Here is an 18,288-nt window from a genome sequence, read left to right on the forward strand (position 1 = left end):
CGTCAGGCCGCGACAGCGAGGTCGGGCGCTTCGACCGGTAGCGGGGCTGGCGCAGTCACGGCAGTGGCCGGCTGCGGTTGCACCGGTGCAGCCGTGCGGCCCCACAGCGCCGCCAGTGCGTCCAGCGGGAACAGCGTGCGCGCGTCCTCCGGCGTCGCCGCGCGCACGGTGGTGCCCGTCACGTCGTCGATGTGGGCCGCGCGCACGGCGTCGGGCCGGTGCGCCGGCACCATGAACGGCGAGTGCGTGGTGTAGAGGATCTGGTGGCCGAAGTCGTTCTCCAGGTGCGCGAGCAGGTCGGCCTGCGAGCGCGCATGCAGATGCAGCCCGGGCTCGTCGAGCAGCAGCACGACCTCACCGGATGCAACGCCCCGGGTGCCGGCGAAGAACGCGATGTAGAACGAGAAGAACCATTGGAAACCGCGGCTGCGCTCGTCCAGGTTCACTTCGACCTCGTAGGCGCCGTTCGGGTCCGACACCAGCGTCTCCAGGTGCTGCCCGTCGAGGTTGAAGCGGATCTTGAGCGGACGGTCCTTCCACAGTCGGCGGATTTCGGCGGTCACGACGGCACCGGCACGGTTCACCAACTGGTTGCGCGTCGCCAGGTCGTTCTTCGCCAGCAGGTCCTGCAGTTGCTGTGGATCGAGCCCCGCCACCTGGCACAGCTTCTCGAAATTGCGCTCACCCGCCGTGCGCTCGCCCCAGCCCTTGCGCGTGAGGTACTCGGCGATGTTCTGGCGGCCGGGCAGCGAGGCGTAGTCCTCGACGTAGATGAAGCGCGGCAGTTTCTCGAGCACCCAGGCGCGGGCGCGGGCCAGCGCGGGCTGGTCGTTGTCGATCGTGCGTGCCAGCTCTTCGAGCTCGGTCAGCATCTGCGCCTGCTTGTCGGCGATTTCCGCGCCGGCCGTGGCCAGCGCCTGACGCAGCGCCTGCAGTGCCAGCAGCGCGCCGGCCGACCACTTCACGAAGTCGGGGCTCGGGATCATGGCGGCGTCGAAGGCATCGGCCTCTTGTTCGAGCGGCGCCTTCAGTTCGTCGGCGACCTTCTCGGTCGCCGCCTTGACGGCGGGCACGATCTTGCGGACCTTGGCCTTGATGTCGCTCACGTCGATCGACAACGGGCCCAGGCCCTCGAAGCCGGTCGTGCGCGTGGCGCCGTAGCCGCGGCCGGCCGTGACCTGGCGCACGCCCGCTGCGCGCGGCAGGATGGCGGCGAGCGCCAGTTGTTCGGAAGCGTCGAGGTCCCAGCGCGTGTGCACGACGGGGGTGTCGTCGGTGCATTCGTCCAGGCGTCGGTGCCGCGGAAAGTCCTTGATGGGGCTGAGTGCCGTGAGCCCGTCGGTCGGGTTCAGGCTGTGCAACGCGCGCAGCAGGTTCGACTTGCCGCTGTCATTTCGGCCGAGGATCGCTGTGATCTGGGAGGAATCGATGGAGCCGCTGTCGTGGATCGAGCGATAGTTGGTGATCTGGAATGACGCCAAGCGCATGCAGGAATTTCTCTTCTGAATTGAATACGGGGCCGGGGAATGTATTGCATCCCCGGCCCCGTCTTGCCGATCGCGGAAGAAAAAAACTGTACGGTGCGCTCTTGCCGCGGTGCCGCCCTACTCGGCCGCGCGACGCAGCGTGTCGACCACCGGCCGGCGCAGCACGTCGCGCAAGCCCCACCACCCCGCCGCCAGCGCGAGCACCGCGCCGGCCAGCGCGCCCGCCACTGGCACGAGTGGCGAGGCGGTCCAGGTGAACTCGAACACGTAGCGCGCGAGCCCCCAGCCGATCACCGAAGCCACGATGCTCGCGAGAAAGCCCGCGAGCAGACCGACGCCGATCAGTTCGGCGCGCTGCACCTGCCGCAGCAGGCTGGCGCGGGCGCCCACAGCGCGCATCACGGCGAATTCGCGCGCACGCTCTTCGCGCGTGGCGGTGACGGCGGCGAACAGCACCACCAGCCCGGCCGCCAGCGTGAAGCCGAACAGGAACTCGACCGCGCGGATCACCTGGTCGAGCACGCGCTGCACCTGGTTGATGGTGGCGCTCATGTCGACGTTGGTCACGTTGGGAAAGCTGCGCACCAGCGCGTTGTCGAAGCCACGCGTCTCGGGCGCGCGGAAGGCGCCCATGTAGGTCACGGGCACGTCGGCCAGCGAGGCCACGGTGTACATCACGAAGAAGTTGGCGTGCAGCGAACCCCAGTCGACCTTGCGCAGCGAGGTGATGCGCGCGTCGTTCTGCATGCCGCCGATGTCGAAGCGCAGGGTGTCGCCGAGCTTCAGGCCCAGCGTCTCGGCCAGGCCTTCTTCCACGCTCACCTCGTTCTTCGCCTCGGGCGTCCAGGTGCCGGCGGTGACGCTGTTGTGCGCGGGCGCGGCGGTGCTGTTGCTCAGGTTGAACTCGCGGTCGACCAGGCGCTTGGCGCGGTCTTCGGTGTAGTCGTCGGGCGTCACGGGCTTGTCGTTGATCGCCACCAGCCGGCCGCGGATCATCGGGTACCAGTCGAACTTGGCGACGCCCGCGTCGCGCAGCGTCTTCTGGAACGCGTCGCTCTGCTCGGGCATCACGTTGATGACGAAACGGTTCGGCGCATCGGGCGGCGTGGCCTTGCGCCAGCTCGCCACGAGGTCGGTGCGCAGCAGCACGAGCAGCACCAGCGCCAGCAGGCCCACGGCGAGCGCGCTGACCTGCACCACGGCGTAGGCCGGCCGGGCCGAGATCTGCCGCGTGGCCAGCACCAGCCAGCGCGGCGCGGTGGTTTCGTTGACGCTGCGACGCAGCACCTTCACGGCCAGCCAGCTCAGGAGCGCGAACACGGCCACGGCGCCGGCGAAGCCGCCGACCGCGATCAGGCCCAGCTTGATGTCGCTGCTGGCCGCCATCAGCAAGGCCGCGAAGCCCGCCACGCCGATGCCGAGCACGGCAAGCGACGCGGGCTTGAGCCCGCCCACGTCGCGGCGGATCACGCGCAGCGGCGGCACGCGCGCCAGCTGCAGCACCGGCGGCAGGCCGAAGGCGAACAGCAGCGTGAGCCCCATGCCCAGGCCGAAGGCCACGGGCCACAGCGTGGCGGCGGGCAAGGCGGTTTCGACCAGCCCGGCCAGCAGCAGCACGAACACATAGTGGACGGCGAAGCCGATGGCCACGCCGATGGCGCTGGCCACGGTGCCGATCACGGCGAACTCGAAGGCATAGGCCGCGGCGATGGTGCGCTGGCTCTGGCCGAGCACGCGCAGCATGGCGCAATCGTCGAGGTGGCTGGCCGCGAAGCCGCGCGCCGCCAGCGCCACGGCCACGGCCGACAGCAGCGCCGCGAGCAGCGCGACGAGGCTCAGGAATTTCTCGGCGCGGTCCAGCGTCTGGCGCATCTCGGGCCGGCCGCCTTCGAAGGAGTCGAGCCGCACGCCGCGCAGCTCGCCCTTCTTGATGGTCGCCTCGGCCCAGTCGCTGAAGCGCTTCACGGCGGCATCGTCGCCCGCCACGGCGTAGCGGTAGCCCACGCGGCTGGCCGGCTGCACGAGGCCGGTGCGTGCCACGTCGGCCTGGTTGAGCATCACGCGCGGCGAAAAACTCATGAAGCCCGCACCCCGGTCGGGCTCGAGCGTGATCACGCGGCCCACGCGCAGGCCGGTGTCACCCAGCAGCAGCGTGTCGCCGACCTTCAGGCCCAGCGAGTCGAGCAGCGAAGCATCGACCCAGACCTCGCCAGAAGCCGGCACGTCGCGCGTCACGGTGCCCGCGCCCTCGGCCGTGGTGGCCGTCTGCAGGTTGCCGCGCAGCGGGTAGCCCGGCGTCACGGCCTTCAGGGCCACGAGCTTGCTGGCGCCGCCCTGCGCCTCTTCGGCCCGCGCCATGGTGGGAAAGCCGAAGGTGCCGGTGCCCGCGAGGCCGAGCGATTGCGCCTGGGTGATGAAGGCCTCGGGTGTCGGGTTGTCGCTCACGATCACCGCGTCGCCGCCCAGCAGCTGGCGCGCGTCGCGCTGCAATCCGCCCTGCAGCCGATCGGCAAAAAAGCCGACCGCCGTGAGCGCGGCCACGGCCAGCACCACGGCCACGATCAAGAGGCGCAGTTCGCCGGCGCGCAGGTCGCGCCAGAGCGTGCGCCAGCCAAGGCGAAGGGAAGCATTCATGGCGCGAACGATAGCCGACGCCTACCGGCACCGGCGGACTCAAGGGTTATTTGTGGCGCGCCGGAGCTCTGCCCTTGTCTTGCTCCTTCCCCTCCCGGGGGAAGGTGGGGATGGGGGCACGCGGCGCTCGCACGATGGCAGCGCTTGATCGAACGCCGCTTGCCCCCACCCCTGCCCTCCCCCAGCGGGGGAGGGAGAAACACGGGGGCCTACGGCAGCACGACGAGGCCCGGCGCGCCGGCCTCCACACTGCCAATCACCGCCGCCTGCCCGAAACCCTCCTGCCGGAAGATCTCCAGCACCGCCTCCGCCACTTCAGGCGCGCAGCTCACGAGCAAGCCACCCGACGTCTGCGGATCGGTCATCAGCGCCTGCGCGGTGGCCGGCAGGCCTTCGTGCAGTTGCACGTCGCCGCCATAACCCGCCCAGTTGCGGCCCGACGCGCCGGTGACCAGCCCGCCGGCCGCCATCGCGATCACGTTGTCGAGCAGCGGCACGCGCGACCATTCGACGACCGCGGTGAGCCCCGCGCCGCGCGCGAGTTCGAGCGTGTGGCCGGCCAGGCCGAAGCCGGTGACGTCGGTCAGCGCATGCACGCCGTCCAGCGCCGAGAGCGCGATGCCCGGCGTGTTGAGCTTGGTCGTGTTCTCGATCAACTGGCGGTAGCCGGCCTCGGACAGCTGCTGCTTCTTGAGCGCCGCCGACAGCACGCCCACGCCCAGCGGCTTGCCGAGCACCAGCACGTCGCCCGCCCGCGCGTCGGCGTTGCGCCGTACGCGCTTCGGGTGCACCAGCCCCATCGCGACCAGCCCGTAGATCGGCTCGACCGAATCGATGGTGTGGCCGCCCGCAATGGGAATGCCGGCCGCGCGGCACACGTCCTGCCCGCCACGCACGATCTCGGCGATGACCTCCACCGGCAGTTCGTTGATCGGCATGGCGACCAGCGCCAGCGCCATGATCGGACGCCCGCCCATTGCGTAGACGTCGCTGATCGCGTTGGTCGCGGCGATGCGGCCGAACTCGTAGGGGTCGTCCACGATGGGCATGAAGAAGTCGGTGGTGGCGATCAGCGCCTGCTCGTCGTTGAGCCGGTAGACTGCCGCGTCGTCGGCGGTCTCGATGCCGACCATGAGTTCGGGCGGAATCAGCCCGCCCCCATGGTGGCGCAGGATCTGCGACAGCACGCCCGGCGCGATCTTGCAGCCGCAGCCGCCCCCATGCGAGAAGCTGGTGAGCCGCAGCGGCGCCAACGGATTCAGGAGCTTGGAAGGTGCGGCTTCGATCATGGCGGCAGGTCGGTCGAATGGAACAAGCCGCAATTATCGAAGCCCGCGCCACCGTCTGCCTGCATACCCGAACACACCCTTTTCTTTCTTCTCCACTGAACGCTTCACTCACACCATGCAAACGAAACAAACCGTGTCCCGGCTGGCCATCGCCCTCGCCCTGTCCCTCACCGCCGTGGGCGCCTTCGCCCAGAGCGTGCTGCGCGTCTCGGCCATTCCCGACGAGGCGCCCACCGAGCTGCAGCGCAAGTTCACGCCGCTGGGCGACTACCTGAAGAAGGAAACCGGCATGGACGTGCAGTTCACGCCCGTGACCGACTACGCCGCCGTGGTCGAAGGCCTGGCGACGAACAAGATCGACATGGCCTGGCTCGGCGGCTTCACCTTCGTGCAGGCGCGCATCCGCACCAACGGCGGCGCGGTGCCGATCGTGCAGCGCGCGGAAGACGAGGTGTTCACCAGCAAGTTCATCGTGCCGATCGACAGCCCCGCCAAGACGCTGGCCGACCTGAAGGGCAAGACCTTTGCCTTCGGCGCGCCCTCGTCCACCTCGGGCAGCCTGATGCCGCGCTACTTCCTGCTGCAGGCCGGCATCAATCCCGAGAAGGACTTCAAGACCGTCGCGTTCTCGGGCGCGCACGACGCCACCGTGGCCTTCGTGGCCGCCTCGCGCGCCGAAGCCGGCGTGCTCAACGCCTCGGTGTGGGACAAGCTGGTCGAGTCGAAGAACCCCAACGCCGCCAAGGTGCGCGTGCTCGCGACCACGCCGACCTACTACGACTACAACTGGACCGTGCGCCCGGGCATGGACGCGGCGCTGCAAAAGAAGCTGACGGATGCGTTCCTGAAGCTCGACCCGGCCAACCCGGCGCACAAGGACATCATGGCGCTGCAGCGCGCGAGCAAGTTCATTCCCACCAAGTCGTCGAACTATGACGGCATCGAGACGGCGGGCAAGTCGGCGGGCCTCATCAAGTAAGCGGACCGCGCGGATGAGTTTTTCGCTCGACGGCGTGGGCGTCGTCCACCCCAACGGCCAGCGCGCGCTGGCCGGCGTGACGCTGGCCGCGCACAACGGCGAGCGCATCGCCGTCATCGGGCCTTCAGGCGCGGGCAAGACCACGCTGCTGCGTGTGCTCGGCGCGGCGCTGCGGCCCGGCGAAGGCGAGGTGCAGGCGCTGGGCCAGCACCCGTGGCGGCTGCCGGCGCGTGCGCTCAAGCAGTTGCGCGCGCGCATCGGCACCGTGCACCAGGCGCCGCCGATCGCGCCGCGCCTGCGCGTGGTCACGGCCGTGCTCGCGGGCCGGCTCGGCCAGTGGTCGGTGCCGCGCGCGCTGGGTTCGCTTTTCTATCCGTCCGACATCGCGGGCGCGCACGAGGCGCTGGCCCGGCTCGCGCTCGAAGACCGGCTGTTCGACCGCTGCGATCGCCTCTCGGGCGGCCAGCTGCAGCGCGTGGGCATCGCGCGCGTGCTGTACCAGCGCCCGGCGCTGCTGCTGGCGGACGAGCCCGTGTCGGCGCTCGACCCCACGCTGTCGCACGCGGCCGTGGGCCAACTGGTCGCGCAGAGCGAATCGACCGGCGCCACGCTGGTCGCGTCGCTGCACGCGGTCGACCTGGCGCTGCGCTGGTTTCCGCGCATCGTGGGCATGCGCGACGGGCAGGTCGCCTTCGACCTGCCGGCCGCCGAGGTGACGCCGGCGCTGCTCGAGGCGCTCTATGCGAGCGAAGGCGGCGTGGCGACGCAGGGGCCGCTACCGGTCGAACCGCCGGTTGGCACCACCGAACCGGCCTTCCATCGGCCGGACTGCCCGTGACGGCGACGACGACGCTTTCGTCTCCCGCCCTGCGCGACCCGCAAGCGGGCCGCCGGCTGGCCGGCTGGCTTGCGGCGCTGGTCGTCGCATGGCCGATGCTGGCGCTCTCCGAATTCAAGCCGTGGGCGCTGTTCGGCAGCGGACAGCTCGCCGTCATCGGCGGCTTTCTCGCGGGCTTCTTTCCGCCCGACGGCTCGCCGGCTTTTCTCGCGCTGCTCGCCAAGGCCACGCTCGAGACGCTGGCCATGGCCACGGCCGGCACGGCCATGGCGCTGCTGATCGGCGCGCCGCTGGGCTTCGTGACCACGCGCGCGCTCTCCATCTCGCGCATCGGACCCGGCCCTGGCCGCGTGCAGGCCGGCATCGTCCGCCAAGCAGCGCGCTGGCTGCTGATGGTGCTGCGCGCCATTCCCGAGATCGTGTGGGCGCTGCTGTTCGTGCGCGCACTCGGGCTCGGCCCCGCGGCCGGCGTGCTGGCGCTGGCCATCACCTACGGCGGCATGCTGGGTAAGGTCTACGCCGAGATCCTCGAATCGACCGACACGCGCCCCGCGCGCGCGCTGCTCGAAAGCGGCAGCGGCCGGCTCGCGGCGCTGTGCTACGGCCTGCTGCCGCACACGGCGCAGGAGCTGGCCTCGTACACCGTGTACCGCTGGGAATGCGCGGTGCGCGCCTCGGTGGTGATGGGCTTCGTGGGCGCGGGCGGCCTCGGGCAGTTGATGGACCAGTCGATGAAGATGCTCAACGGCGGCGAAGCCAGCAGCATCCTGCTCGTGTTCCTGGCGCTCGTGCTGCTGGCCGACATGCTGAGCAACGCACTGCGAAAGCTGCTGGCATGACGACGCTGCCACCACGCCCTCCTCTGTGCCTGCGCTGCTGGTTCGCCGTGGCGCTGATCGCCGCGGCCGTGGTCGCGAGCTTCGTCTACCTGGGCATCGACTACGGCGCGCTGGGCTCGGCCGAATCGCTGCGGCTGATGGGCAAGTTCATCGCGGAGTTCTTCCCGCCCGACGTGTCGCCCGAATTCCTTGCCAAGGTCGGCCACGGCGCGCTGCAGACGCTGGCCGTCTCGGCGCTGGGCACCGTGCTGGCCGCCGTGGCAGGCGCCGTGCTCGCACTGCCAGCCTCGGGCCGCACCGGCGGGCCGCTGCGCCATGGCGCGCGCTTCGTGCTCAACTTCTTGCGCAGCGTGCCCGAGCTGGTGTGGGCCGCGCTCATGGTGCTGGCCGCCGGCATCGGCCCGTTCGCGGGCGCGCTGGCATTGGCGCTGCACACCACGGGCGTGCTCGGCCGCCTCTTTGCCGAGGCGCTGGAGAACGCACCGCGCGAGCCCGAGCAGGCGCTCGCGCTCTCGGGCGCCAGCCCGGTCGCCGCCTTCAGCTACGCCAGCCTGCCGATCGTCCTGCCGCAGTGGGTGGCCTACACGCTCTACCGCTGGGAAATGAACATCCGCATGGCGGCCGTGCTGGGCTTTGTCGGCGGCGGCGGGCTGGGGCAGCTGCTGTACTTCCACCTGTCGATCTTCCAGCAGCAGCAGGCGATGACGGTGCTGATCGCGATGTTCGTTCTGGTCACCTTTGTCGACTTGGCGAGCGCTCGCTTGCGAAAAGGCTTAGGTCCCGCCTACGCCTGAGTGGCCGACAATCGGGGCATGAGGTCCCTACTGCCATGAGTCATCGCCAGCCCGTGCGGGTCGGCGACCGCCACGCCTTCGATTCCATCATCGACGCCCGCTCGCCGGCCGAGTTCGCGCTCGACCACATCCCCGGCGCCATCAACTGCCCGGTGCTCAACGACGAGGAGCGCCACATCGTCGGCACGGTCTACGTGCAGACCGGCGCCTTCGAGGCGCGCCGCATCGGTGGCGCGATGGTCGCGGCCAACATCGCGACGCATCTGCGCGACACGCTGGCCGACCGGCCCGAGAAGTGGAAGCCGCTGGTCTACTGCTGGCGCGGCGGCATGCGCAGCGGCTCGATGGTCACGTGGCTGCGGCTCGTGGGCTGGGACGCGCAACAGCTCGCGGGCGGCTACAAGAGCTTTCGCCGGCACGTGATCTCGCAGATCGATGCGCTGACGCCGCAGCTCGACCTGCGCGTGGTGTGCGGCGCCACCGGTAGCGCCAAGACGCGCGTGCTGCATGCGCTGGCCGAACGCGGCGCGCAGGTGCTCGACCTGGAAGACTTCGCCAACCACAAGGGCTCGCTGCTCGGCGCGCTGCCAGGCGTGGCGCAGCCTTCGCAAAAGCACTTCGAGACGCGCATCGCAACCGTGCTCGACGCCATCGACCTCTCGCGCCCGCTGTATGTCGAGGGCGAGAGCGTGCGCATCGGGCGGCTGTCGCTGCCGCTGGCGCTGGTGGCGCAGATGCGCGCGGCGCCGTGCATTGAGGTGGCCGCCACGCCCGAGGCCCGGCTGGCCTACCTGCTGCGCGACTACGCCTACCTGGGCGACGACCGCGCGGCGCTCGCCGAGAAGATGGGCGTGCTGAAGGAAATGCAGGGCAAGGAAACGGTGACACGCTGGCAGCAATGGGCGCACGACGCCGACCTGCCGCACCTGTTCGCCGAACTCATGTCGCTGCACTACGACCCGCACTACGAGAAGTCGCAGGAAACGCACTTTCGCGCGTGGGCGAAGCGCCAGCGCGTGGCGGCGTCCGACCTGTCGGATCAGGGCATCGAGGCCGTCGCCGACGCGGTGCTGGCGCTCGCCAATCCACCCGCCGCACCGAGCCCGTCGGCGTAAAGCACGCCGCGCGGCGCGCGGCACAGCCCCCAGAAACGCAGGCCGCTGAGCTCGGCCATGCGCACGCCCATCGCGGTCGGCGCCGAGATGGTCGCCATCGCCGCGATGCCCAGGCGCGCGCACTTGCGCACCAGCTCGTGGCTGCCGCGGCTGGACATCAGCACGAAGCCCGGCTCCTGCAGCCGATCTGCACGCGCGAGCTTGCCAAGCAGCTTGTCGAGCGCGTTGTGGCGGCCGACGTCTTCCATCAGATCAGTGAGTTCGCCGTCGACCGTGGCCCAGGCGGCCGCATGGATCGCGCCGGCTTCGGCATTGAGCACCTGGCGCGGCGACATGGCCGCGAACGCGCGCAGCACGGTGGCCAGGTCGATGCGTTCGATCCAGTCGCGCGGCGGCACGCGCTGCGGCGACAGGTCGAGCCCCGCGAAACTTTCGACGCCGCACACGCCGCAGCCCGTGCGGCCCGCGAGGCTGCGGCGCCGGTCCTTCAGGCGTTCGAAGCTGCGCGTGGCAATGTCGATCTGCACCTCGATGCCCGGCATGCCCTCGGGCAGGCCGGCGTCGGAGGCATCGACCACCTGCACGTCAATGCCGCGGCAATCGGCGGCGCTGTCGAGGATGCCTTCGCTGAGCGCAAAGCCCAGCGCGAAGGCTTCCAGGTCTTGCGGCGTGGCCATCATCACGGCGTGCGAGACGCCGTTGAACACCAGCGCCACCGGCACTTCAGCGGCCAGCGTGTCGTCGCGCACCACGCCCTCGGGCGCGAGGCCGCGCTCGCCGAAGACATGCACGGCATGCCGCGCGAGCGGCGGCAGGGAGTCGGATTCGGGGGTGTTTGTCATGGCCGCGGCCATTGTCCGCTCAGCCGGCGTTGTCGTCAGCGGGCAGGCTCTCGGCCACTGCGCGACCGGCGTCGGTGAGGTGCGCGACCCAGCGGTCGTCCAACTGCACCACGCGCACCCAGCCGGGCCCGCGCACACCGCCGAGGGTTGCATCGCCCATCAGCGTGAGCTGGCGCATGACCACGCTCGCGCCCTGCCCCAGCCGCTTGCCCAGGCGCGGCAGCGACATGCCGCCCTCGCCCGGTGCTTCTGCGAGCGCGCGCAGGATCGCGATGGAAAAGGCGTCGGCGTCGAACCCGGCGCTCATGCCGCCACGGCGTCAACTTCCATCGCGACCGGTGCCACATGCAGCGACAGCACCACGGGAATCGACTTGGACGTCGGCGTGCCCGCGTTCTCGGCCACCGACGACAGCGGCACCAGCGGGTTCGTCTCGGGGTAATAGGCCGCGAGGTTGCCGCGCGGAATGTCGTAGGCCACCAGCTTGAAGCGGTCGACACGGCGCTCTTGCCCGTCGCTCCACACGGTCTGGATGTCGACCCAGTCGCCGTCCTTCATGCCGAGCTGGCGGATGTCGTCGGCGTGGATGAACACCACGCGGCGCTGGCCGAACACGCCGCGGTAGCGGTCGTCCATGCCGTAGATGGTGGTGTTGTACTGGTCGTGCGAGCGCGTGGTGAGCAGCGTGAACACCAGCGTGTCGCGCTGCGACGCAAAGCGCGCGCGGGCCCGGTGCGCGTGTGTGTCCATCGGCACGGCGTGCGTGAAGAACACGGCCTTTTGCGACGCCGTGGCCCACACGCGCTCGCTCGCCGTGTTGCGCAGGCGAAAGCCGCCGGGGTGCGCCACGCGCGCGTTGAAGTCCTTGAAGTCGTCGAACACGGCTTCGATCTTGTCGCGGATGCGGGCGTAGTCTTCCACCAGCCAGAGCCACGGCGTCTTGCTGCGCGCGCCGATGGTGGCCGCCGCGAGTCGCGCCACGATGGCCGGTTCGGACAGCAGGTGCTCCGACGCGGGCGGGTTAATGCCCATCGAGATGTGGACCATGCTCATCGAATCTTCGACCGTCACGCCCTGCGGGCCGTTGGCCTGCATGTCGATCTCAGTGCGGCCCAGGCACGGCAGGATGAGCGCCTCGCGCCCGTGCACGATGTGGCTGCGGTTGAGCTTGGTGGTCACGTGCACCGTGAGGTCGCACTGCTGCAGCCCCTTCCACGTCTGGTAGGTGTCAGGCGTGGCCGCCGCGAAGTTGCCGCCGAGCGCGAAGAACACCTTGCCCTTGCCGTCGAGCATCAGCTGGATCGCCTCGACCGTGTCCACGCCGTTCTTGCGCGGCGGCTCGAAACCGAACACCTGCTGCAGCCGGTCGAGCAGCGCGGCCGGCGGCTTTTCCCAGATGCCCATGGTGCGGTCGCCCTGCACGTTGCTGTGGCCGCGCACGGGGCAGGCGCCCGCGCCTTCGCGCCCCATGTGGCCGCACAGCATGAGCCAGTTGCCGATCATCTGGATCGTGGCCACCGAATGCTGGTGCTGCGTGATGCCCATGCCCCAGCAGGCGATGACGCGCTTGGCGCCCAGGTACACGTCGGCCGCCGCGCGGATCTGCGCCTCGCTCAGGCCCGACTCCTGCACCAGCAGCGGCCATGATTCGGCGCGCAGGTCGTCGGCCAGCGCCTCGAAGCCGAGCGTGTGGGTGGCGATGAAGTCGTGGTCGAGCACCGAGGGCTCGCCGCGCGCCACCGCCGCGTCTTCGCGCTCGATGACGTGCTTCATCATTCCCTTCACGGCCGCGAAGTCACCGCCCACGCGCAGCTGGAAGTAGTGCGTGCTGATCGGCGTGGAGCCCAGCGTGGCCATCTCGAGCTTGTCCTGCGGGTCGGCAAAACGCTCCAGACCGCGCTCGCGCAGCGGGTTGAAGCTCACGATGCGCGCGCCGCGCTTCGAGGCCGCGCGCAGTTCGCCGAGCATGCGCGGATGGTTCGTGCCCGGGTTCTGGCCGAAGATGAAGATCGCGTCGGCCTTCTCGAAGTCCTCGAGCGTGACCGTGCCCTTGCCCACGCCGATCTGCGGACGCATGCCGCTGCCGCTGGGCTCGTGGCACATGTTCGAGCAGTCGGGAAAGTTGTTGGTGCCGTACTCGCGAACGAACAGCTGGTACAGAAAGGCCGCCTCGTTGCTCGCGCGGCCCGAGGTATAGAAGATCGCCTGGTTCGGGTCGGGCAACGCGTTCAGGTGGCGTGCGATCAATGCGAAAGCGTCGTCCCAATCGATGGGCACGTATTTGTCGCTGGCCGCGTCATAGGCCATCGGATGCGTGAGCCGGCCCTGGTCTTCGAGCCAGAAATCGCTCTGCTGCGCCAGCTCGGCCACGGTGTGCTTCGCAAACAGCGCCGGGCCCGCGCGGCGCGCGGTGGCCTCGGCGGCCACGGCCTTCACGCCGTTCTCGCAGAACTCGAAGGTCGAGGCATGGTTGCGGTCCGGCCAGGCACAGCCCGGGCAGTCGAAGCCGTCGGGCTGGTTGGCCGAGAGCAGCGTCTTGGCGCCCTTGACCGGAATGTCCTGCCGCAGCAGCACATTCGTCACGCTGCGCAACGCGCCCCAGCCACCGGCCGGACCCTTGTAAAACTCGATCTTCTGCTCGCTCATGGCGGCAGTGTTGGCCTGTGGGGGCGTGGCGTCAAATTGAATCGGGACATGCGGCGATTCAAAATGGAAATGAAGGGCTCAGTGGTAGTCGTCTTCCCGCTGATGCCGGACCGCGGCGACGACGACCGAATCGTCTCCTTCGATCTCGAACAGCGCGACGTAGCCGGTGCCGCCAAAGGGGATCACGAGTTCGCGGATGAAAGGGCTGTCGCCCGCCTTGCGGCAAGTGAACGGCGAGAAGGCCAGTGCAGCAAGCCCACGTTCGATCGCTTCGAGGGCGCGCGTGGCCAGCGCCAGGTCACCCTCCCTCGCGAGTTCGCGCTCGAGCACGAAGTCGTACAACCGCTCCAGGTCTTCCGCCGCCTGGCGCGTGAACCGGACGGTGTAGCTCACCGGCGCGCGGCGCCGAGCTGCTTCTTCGCCCCTTCGAGCTTCGTGCGAAGCCGATGGAGCACTTCATCGGCATCGACATACGCGCCCGTGCGGCGCGCACTGGCCAGTGACTTCATGCCGCGCGCCACGAACTCGGACTGGTTCTTGCGCTGCAAGACACTGGCACGCACTGCCGCCTCGACGAACTGCGAAAGCGACTCGCCCTCGCCGAGCACCTGCTCAACCTCGTCCCGGAATTCGGGCTCCACACGCACGGAAGGAATGGTGGCGGTTTTCATCGCCAAATTGTATCGCTGATGCGATGCAAACGCGTCAGCTGCGCGCGCCCCCCATCAGCAACCCCCGCAGCTTGCTGCGCAGCGGCGTCTCCTCGACCTCCTGCACACCCGCAATCTCGCGCAGCGCGAAGTCGCGGCTGTCGGCGTTGTGCAGGTCGATCTCCCGCACCACCTGCCCGTCCTTGTAGACGAAAGCCACATCGGCCAGGGCCAGCACGTCCTCGATGTCGTGCGTGATCATCAGGACCGGGATGCCCCATTGCTTGCGCACCTGCGCCAGCTCGTTGCGCAGTTCGGCGCGCAGCATGGGGTTGAGAGCGGCAAAAGGTTCGTCTAGCAGCAGCACCTGCGGTTCGCAGGCCAGTGCGCGCGCCAGGGCCACACGCTGCTGCTGGCCACCCGAGAGCTTTTGCGGCCGGCTGTCGGCCAGCGCGGCGAGGCCGAAGCTGTCGAGCAGCGCCTGCACGCGCTCGGCGTCACGCGCGTGCAGCGTGCGGCGGTGCCACGCCGTGAGCCCGAAAGCCACGTTCTCGCGCACCGTGAGGTGCGGAAACAGCGCGTAATTCTGGAACAGGTAGCCGATGCGGCGCGCCGGCGCGGGCACATCGATGCGCTGCGCCGCGTCGTACAGCGTGCGGCCGTCGAGCCGCACATGGCCCGCCGACGGATGCAGCAGGCCGGCGATGGCCTGCAGGGTCAGCGACTTGCCGGCCCCCGAGGGGCCGTAGAGCGCGGCAAAGGGAACGTCGGTCTGGAAGCGCACGGCGAGGTCGAAGCGCCGGGCCCCGTCCTTCACCGTGAGCTGCAGATCGACATCGATCATGGCTTGCCGAATCCGTAGCGCGTGAGCACTTCCTGGGCCGCGGGCGTCGACAGGAACGCGATGAAGTCGCCGGCCAGCGCCTTCTGCCGGCTCTCGGCCACCACGGCGATCGGGTAGGTCACGGGCGTGTGGCCGGTGGGCGTGAAGGCGACCTTGACCTTGTCGCCGGCCACGGCCGCGTCGGTGCGGTAGACAAAGCCGGCCTCGACCTCGCCACGGCTCACGTAGTCGAGCACCTGGCGCACGCTGTCGGCCTGCACGAACTTGGGTTCGAGCGTGGTCCAGAGCTTGGCGTTGTCGAGCACTTGCTTGGTATAGCGTCCGACCGGCACGGTGGCGGTCTTGCCGACGGCGATCCGCTTCACACTGGCGCCGCTCAGGTCTTGCAGCGACTTCAGGCCGACGGCGCCCTGCGCGGGTTCGACCAGCACCAGGCTGTTGGTGACGAAGTCCTTGCGGGTGGCGGTGTCGACGAGCTTCTGGTCGGCGCCGCGGTTCATGGTGTCCTGGTCGGCGCTGGCGAACACGTCGACCGGCGCGCCCTGCGCGATCTGCTGCAGCAGCACACCCGAGGCGGCGAAGTTGAAGCGCACGGTGCTGCCCGCCTTGGCGGCTTCGAACTTGGGACCGATTTCCTTGAACGCGTCGGTCAGGCTCGCGGCGGCGGACACGGTGATCTGCTGCGCGGCGGCTGCGAGCGGCAGAGCAAGGGCGAGGGCAACAGACAAGAGGCGCAACGAACGCATGGGCACAGTCTCCAGGAAAAAGTGGAAATCAACGAAGCGAAAAGAAGCGGTTCGACACAACCAGCACCGCGATCGACAGCACCGACGTGACGACGACCAGCAGCAGTGCCAGGTCGTCGTGGCCGGCCTGCACGGCGTCGTAGATGGCCATCGACAGGGTCTGGGTCTGTTTGGGAATGGAGCCGGCCACCATCAGCGAGGCGCCGAACTCGCCCATGGCGCGCGCGAACGCGAGCAGCGTGCCGGCCAGGATGCCGGGCCAGGCCAGCGGCAGCGTGACGCGCAAGAACACCGAGAACGGCGACTGGCGCAGGGTGCTGGCGGCGGCTTCGAGCGAGCGGTCGACGTTCGAGAACGCCGCGCTGGCCGACTTGAGCACCAGCGGCAGCGCGACCACGGCCGAGGCCACCACGGCGCCGTGCCAGCTGAAGATGATGGTGTAGTCGAAGTGCTCGCGCAGCCACGCACCGAGCGGGCTGCGGCGCCCCGCCGCCACCAGGATGGCGTAGCCGATCACCGTGGGCGGCAGCACCAGCGGCAGCATGAACACGGCCTCGAGCACGCCCGAGCCGACGAACTGCTTGCGCGCGAACACCCAGCCCAGCGCCACACCCACGACCAGCGCCAAAAAGGTCGCAACCGCCGCGACCTGCAGCGACAGGACCAGCGGAGACCAGTCGGTGGTGGCGATGAGAGAAGCGGTCGTCGTGTTCATTTGAATACGGCGAGATTGTTACACGCGCCGTCCTTTTCATTCATACGGGGATGCGCGAATGCGCCTGTCTTCATATACTGGCGAATACAGCGTTGGAGACTTTTCCCATCCGCCCATGCGCCCTTCCATCCACGACACCGTTGTCCGCTCGACCTCCGGCAGGCCCGAGCTTCGCCATGTGACGCAGGTGCACGAATGGCGCATCGAACGCACGCTGGACGCCGGCGGCTTGGTGCTGTCGATCATCGCGCCAGGCGGCGAGAGCCAGTCGTTCCTGGTCGCGCCGGGCGACGCGCAGGACATCGGCGAGGTGCTGCGCCGCAGCGCGGCGTGGACCGACCGGCGCGAGCAATGACTCTCCCATGACGACCCAGTGGCACCACATGACGGGTGCGGAACGCATCCTCGAAGTGCTGCTGACGCGGCGCTCCGTGTCGCCGCGGCGGCTGCAATCGCCCGGCCCGAACCCCGACGAACTCGACGCCATCCTGCAGGCCGGCCTGCGCGCGCCCGACCACGGCGGGCTGCATCCGTGGCGCGTGATCGAGTTCCGCCCGCAGAACCGCGAGGCGCTGGCCTGGTGCTTCGAACAGGAAAAGCTGCGCCGCGACCCACTCGCCAGCCCGACCGACCTGCGGCGCGCCCGCGAGCACGCCACGCGCCCGCCGCTGCTGCTGGGCTTCGTGGTGTCGCCGCGCGAGCGCAGCAAGATCCCGGCGCGCGAACAGTGGCTGGGCGCCGGCGCGGCGCTGGGCAACCTGCTGGCCGCTGCGCACCAGCTGGGCTACGGCGCCATCGTGCTCAGCGGCGAGCGCTGCTTCGACGAGACGCTGGTGCGCCAGGTCGGCGTGCAGCCGGGCGAGTACCTGGCGGGCTTCATCAGCATGGGCACGATTCGCGAGGCGCCGCCGCAGGCGCGCGAGACGCTGTCGCAGGACGTGTGGTCGTGCTGGCAGGGCGACCTGCTGCCGGGCGTGGCCGGTGACGGCTCAGCCGACAGCGATCAATCCATCCGGCCGTCGGAGCGCGTGCGCGGCAGCTGATCGAGCCGTGCGCCGAACCAGCCCACGCGCTCGGTCTCGCGCACGTCGAAGCGCGGCACGTAGGGCTTGATGTCGAGCACGGGCGTGCCGTCGACCATGTCGTTGCCGCTGAAGTGCAGCGTCGTGCCGTCCACCGCCGTGAGCCGCACGATCGACAGGCCCAGCCGGTTGGGCCGCGCGGGCGAACGCGTGGCGAACACGCCGTGCGTGGCGTCGTCGAGAAAAGGCACCACCTCGAGCCGTTCGTGCGCGCAGCGGTGCAGGTGCGTCACGAGGATCAGGTAATCAAAACCTTCGATGTCGCGCAGCCCCGGCGCGAACTCGGCGAACACCTCGAGGCGCCCCACTTCGTCGGGCGCGCCGGCCGTCTGGATGGGCATGCCCGAGGTCTCCGTGAAGCGGCTGCGCACGATGCCGACCGGGCGGCTGACGACGGGATCGATGTCGGCGGCGTTCATGGCGCGAGCAGGCGCGTGAGCGCGCGAACATCGGCCGCGGTCGCCAGGCGCGCGGCGTTCTCGATGGCGCGGTAGCGCTTCACGATGTCCTCGCCCACCGGCGTGAGCGCCGTGCCGCCGCCGCGCGAGCCGCCGGCTGCCGTGTTCACAGCGGGCGAAGCCAGCGTCTGGTTCATCTCGTCGATCAGCATCCACGCACGTCGGTACGACATGCCGAGCAGGCGGGCCGCCGCCGAGATCGAGCCGGTCTCGGCCACGGCTTCGAGCACGGCGATCTTGCCGGGGCCGATGGCGATGGTGTCGTCCCGGTAGATGCGCAGGCGGAACTGGGCTTTGGATTTCATGGTGGCGCAAAGGGTAAACCATCCG

At 69.6% G+C, this 18,288-nt stretch carries 20 protein-coding genes; 7 read left to right on the forward strand and 13 right to left on the reverse strand.

Features of this window, described 5'->3' with window-relative positions; genetic code table 11:
- Positions 1 to 2: 2 nt before the first annotated feature.
- The 3 genes from IG196_RS23580 to selD form a co-directional block, all read right to left on the reverse strand.
- The gene (locus IG196_RS23580; protein ID WP_192193249.1) at positions 3 to 1,487 is read right to left on the reverse strand and encodes an AAA family ATPase; all 1,485 of its coding nucleotides are present in this window, start codon (positions 1,485 to 1,487) and stop codon (positions 3 to 5) included.
- Positions 1,488 to 1,604: 117 nt separating this feature from the next.
- Entirely contained in the window at positions 1,605 to 4,121 is a 2,517-nt protein-coding gene (locus IG196_RS23585; RefSeq protein ID WP_192193250.1) for an ABC transporter permease, read from the reverse strand.
- A gap of 209 nt (positions 4,122 to 4,330) precedes the next feature.
- Positions 4,331 to 5,410: a selenide, water dikinase SelD gene (selD, locus tag IG196_RS23590; protein ID WP_101489057.1), complete on the reverse strand. Its 1,080-nt coding sequence runs from the start codon at positions 5,408 to 5,410 to the stop codon at positions 4,331 to 4,333.
- A gap of 115 nt (positions 5,411 to 5,525) precedes the next feature.
- Between selD and IG196_RS23595 the strand changes: the two genes are divergently transcribed.
- From IG196_RS23595 to mnmH, 5 genes are read left to right on the forward strand one after another with little or no spacing between them, the layout of a single operon-like run.
- Complete coding sequence (locus IG196_RS23595; RefSeq protein ID WP_192193251.1) at positions 5,526 to 6,389, forward strand: putative selenate ABC transporter substrate-binding protein; 864 nt, start codon at positions 5,526 to 5,528, stop codon at positions 6,387 to 6,389.
- A 13-nt stretch (positions 6,390 to 6,402) separates the two neighbouring features.
- Positions 6,403 to 7,227, forward strand: coding sequence for a phosphonate ABC transporter ATP-binding protein (locus IG196_RS23600; protein ID WP_192193252.1), 825 nt, complete (start codon positions 6,403 to 6,405; stop codon positions 7,225 to 7,227).
- Positions 7,224 to 8,066: a PhnE/PtxC family ABC transporter permease gene (locus IG196_RS23605; RefSeq protein ID WP_192193253.1), complete on the forward strand. Its 843-nt coding sequence runs from the start codon at positions 7,224 to 7,226 to the stop codon at positions 8,064 to 8,066. The genes IG196_RS23600 and IG196_RS23605 overlap by 4 nt, the downstream gene beginning before the upstream one ends.
- Positions 8,063 to 8,860 (forward strand): phosphonate ABC transporter, permease protein PhnE, encoded by a 798-nt coding sequence (phnE, locus tag IG196_RS23610; RefSeq protein ID WP_192193254.1) that lies wholly within the window; start codon positions 8,063 to 8,065, stop codon positions 8,858 to 8,860. Before IG196_RS23605 ends, phnE begins: the two co-directional genes overlap by 4 nt.
- Before the next feature lie 35 nt (positions 8,861 to 8,895).
- A complete protein-coding gene (gene mnmH, locus IG196_RS23615; protein ID WP_192193255.1) occupies positions 8,896 to 9,975 on the forward strand; it encodes a tRNA 2-selenouridine(34) synthase MnmH in 1,080 nt (359 codons plus the stop codon).
- Here the strand turns inward: mnmH and fdhD are convergent.
- The 8 genes from fdhD to modB all read right to left on the reverse strand — a co-directional run bounded on the left by fdhD (position 9,900) and on the right by modB (position 16,418).
- Positions 9,900 to 10,817 carry a formate dehydrogenase accessory sulfurtransferase FdhD gene (fdhD, locus tag IG196_RS23620; RefSeq protein ID WP_225616773.1) on the reverse strand — a complete coding sequence of 306 codons (918 nt, stop codon included), beginning with the start codon at positions 10,815 to 10,817 and terminating at the stop codon, positions 9,900 to 9,902. The genes mnmH and fdhD overlap by 76 nt on opposite strands.
- 19 nt (positions 10,818 to 10,836) lie before the next feature.
- On the reverse strand, positions 10,837 to 11,124 hold the full coding sequence (locus IG196_RS23625; protein ID WP_192193257.1) for a hypothetical protein: 288 nt from the start codon (positions 11,122 to 11,124) through the stop codon (positions 10,837 to 10,839).
- Entirely contained in the window at positions 11,121 to 13,463 is a 2,343-nt protein-coding gene (locus IG196_RS23630) for an FdhF/YdeP family oxidoreductase (protein ID WP_192193258.1), read from the reverse strand. Before IG196_RS23630 ends, IG196_RS23625 begins: the two co-directional genes overlap by 4 nt.
- A gap of 78 nt (positions 13,464 to 13,541) precedes the next feature.
- Positions 13,542 to 13,856, reverse strand: coding sequence for a type II toxin-antitoxin system RelE/ParE family toxin (locus IG196_RS23635; RefSeq protein WP_192193259.1), 315 nt, complete (start codon positions 13,854 to 13,856; stop codon positions 13,542 to 13,544).
- Positions 13,853 to 14,134 carry a YlcI/YnfO family protein gene (locus IG196_RS23640; protein WP_192193260.1) on the reverse strand — a complete coding sequence of 94 codons (282 nt, stop codon included), beginning with the start codon at positions 14,132 to 14,134 and terminating at the stop codon, positions 13,853 to 13,855. Before IG196_RS23640 ends, IG196_RS23635 begins: the two co-directional genes overlap by 4 nt.
- A gap of 34 nt (positions 14,135 to 14,168) precedes the next feature.
- Entirely contained in the window at positions 14,169 to 14,957 is a 789-nt protein-coding gene (locus tag IG196_RS23645) for an ABC transporter ATP-binding protein (RefSeq protein WP_192193261.1), read from the reverse strand.
- Positions 14,954 to 15,703 (reverse strand): molybdate ABC transporter substrate-binding protein, encoded by a 750-nt coding sequence (gene modA, locus IG196_RS23650; protein WP_192193262.1) that lies wholly within the window; start codon positions 15,701 to 15,703, stop codon positions 14,954 to 14,956. Before modA ends, IG196_RS23645 begins: the two co-directional genes overlap by 4 nt.
- A 28-nt stretch (positions 15,704 to 15,731) precedes the next feature.
- A complete protein-coding gene (gene modB, locus IG196_RS23655) occupies positions 15,732 to 16,418 on the reverse strand; it encodes a molybdate ABC transporter permease subunit (protein ID WP_192193263.1) in 687 nt (228 codons plus the stop codon).
- Between the two features lie 115 nt (positions 16,419 to 16,533).
- Between modB and IG196_RS23660 the strand changes: the two genes are divergently transcribed.
- Both IG196_RS23660 and IG196_RS23665 read left to right on the forward strand, forming a co-directional pair.
- Positions 16,534 to 16,773, forward strand: a complete 240-nt coding sequence (locus tag IG196_RS23660; RefSeq protein ID WP_192193264.1) for a hypothetical protein — start codon at positions 16,534 to 16,536, stop codon at positions 16,771 to 16,773.
- Between the two features lie 7 nt (positions 16,774 to 16,780).
- On the forward strand, positions 16,781 to 17,461 hold the full coding sequence (locus tag IG196_RS23665) for a nitroreductase family protein (protein WP_192193265.1): 681 nt from the start codon (positions 16,781 to 16,783) through the stop codon (positions 17,459 to 17,461).
- Here IG196_RS23665 and tsaA read toward each other — a convergent pair.
- Together tsaA and IG196_RS23675 are read right to left on the reverse strand one after the other, a co-directional pair.
- Positions 17,422 to 17,919, reverse strand: coding sequence for a tRNA (N6-threonylcarbamoyladenosine(37)-N6)-methyltransferase TrmO (gene tsaA, locus IG196_RS23670; RefSeq protein WP_101489045.1), 498 nt, complete (start codon positions 17,917 to 17,919; stop codon positions 17,422 to 17,424). The genes IG196_RS23665 and tsaA overlap by 40 nt on opposite strands.
- Positions 17,916 to 18,263: a winged helix-turn-helix domain-containing protein gene (locus IG196_RS23675; RefSeq protein WP_062478989.1), complete on the reverse strand. Its 348-nt coding sequence runs from the start codon at positions 18,261 to 18,263 to the stop codon at positions 17,916 to 17,918. Before IG196_RS23675 ends, tsaA begins: the two co-directional genes overlap by 4 nt.
- Positions 18,264 to 18,288: the final 25 nt, after the last annotated feature.

The organism is Variovorax sp. 38R, from assembly GCF_014843395.1.
Lineage (GTDB): Bacteria > Pseudomonadota > Gammaproteobacteria > Burkholderiales > Burkholderiaceae_C > Variovorax > Variovorax paradoxus_H.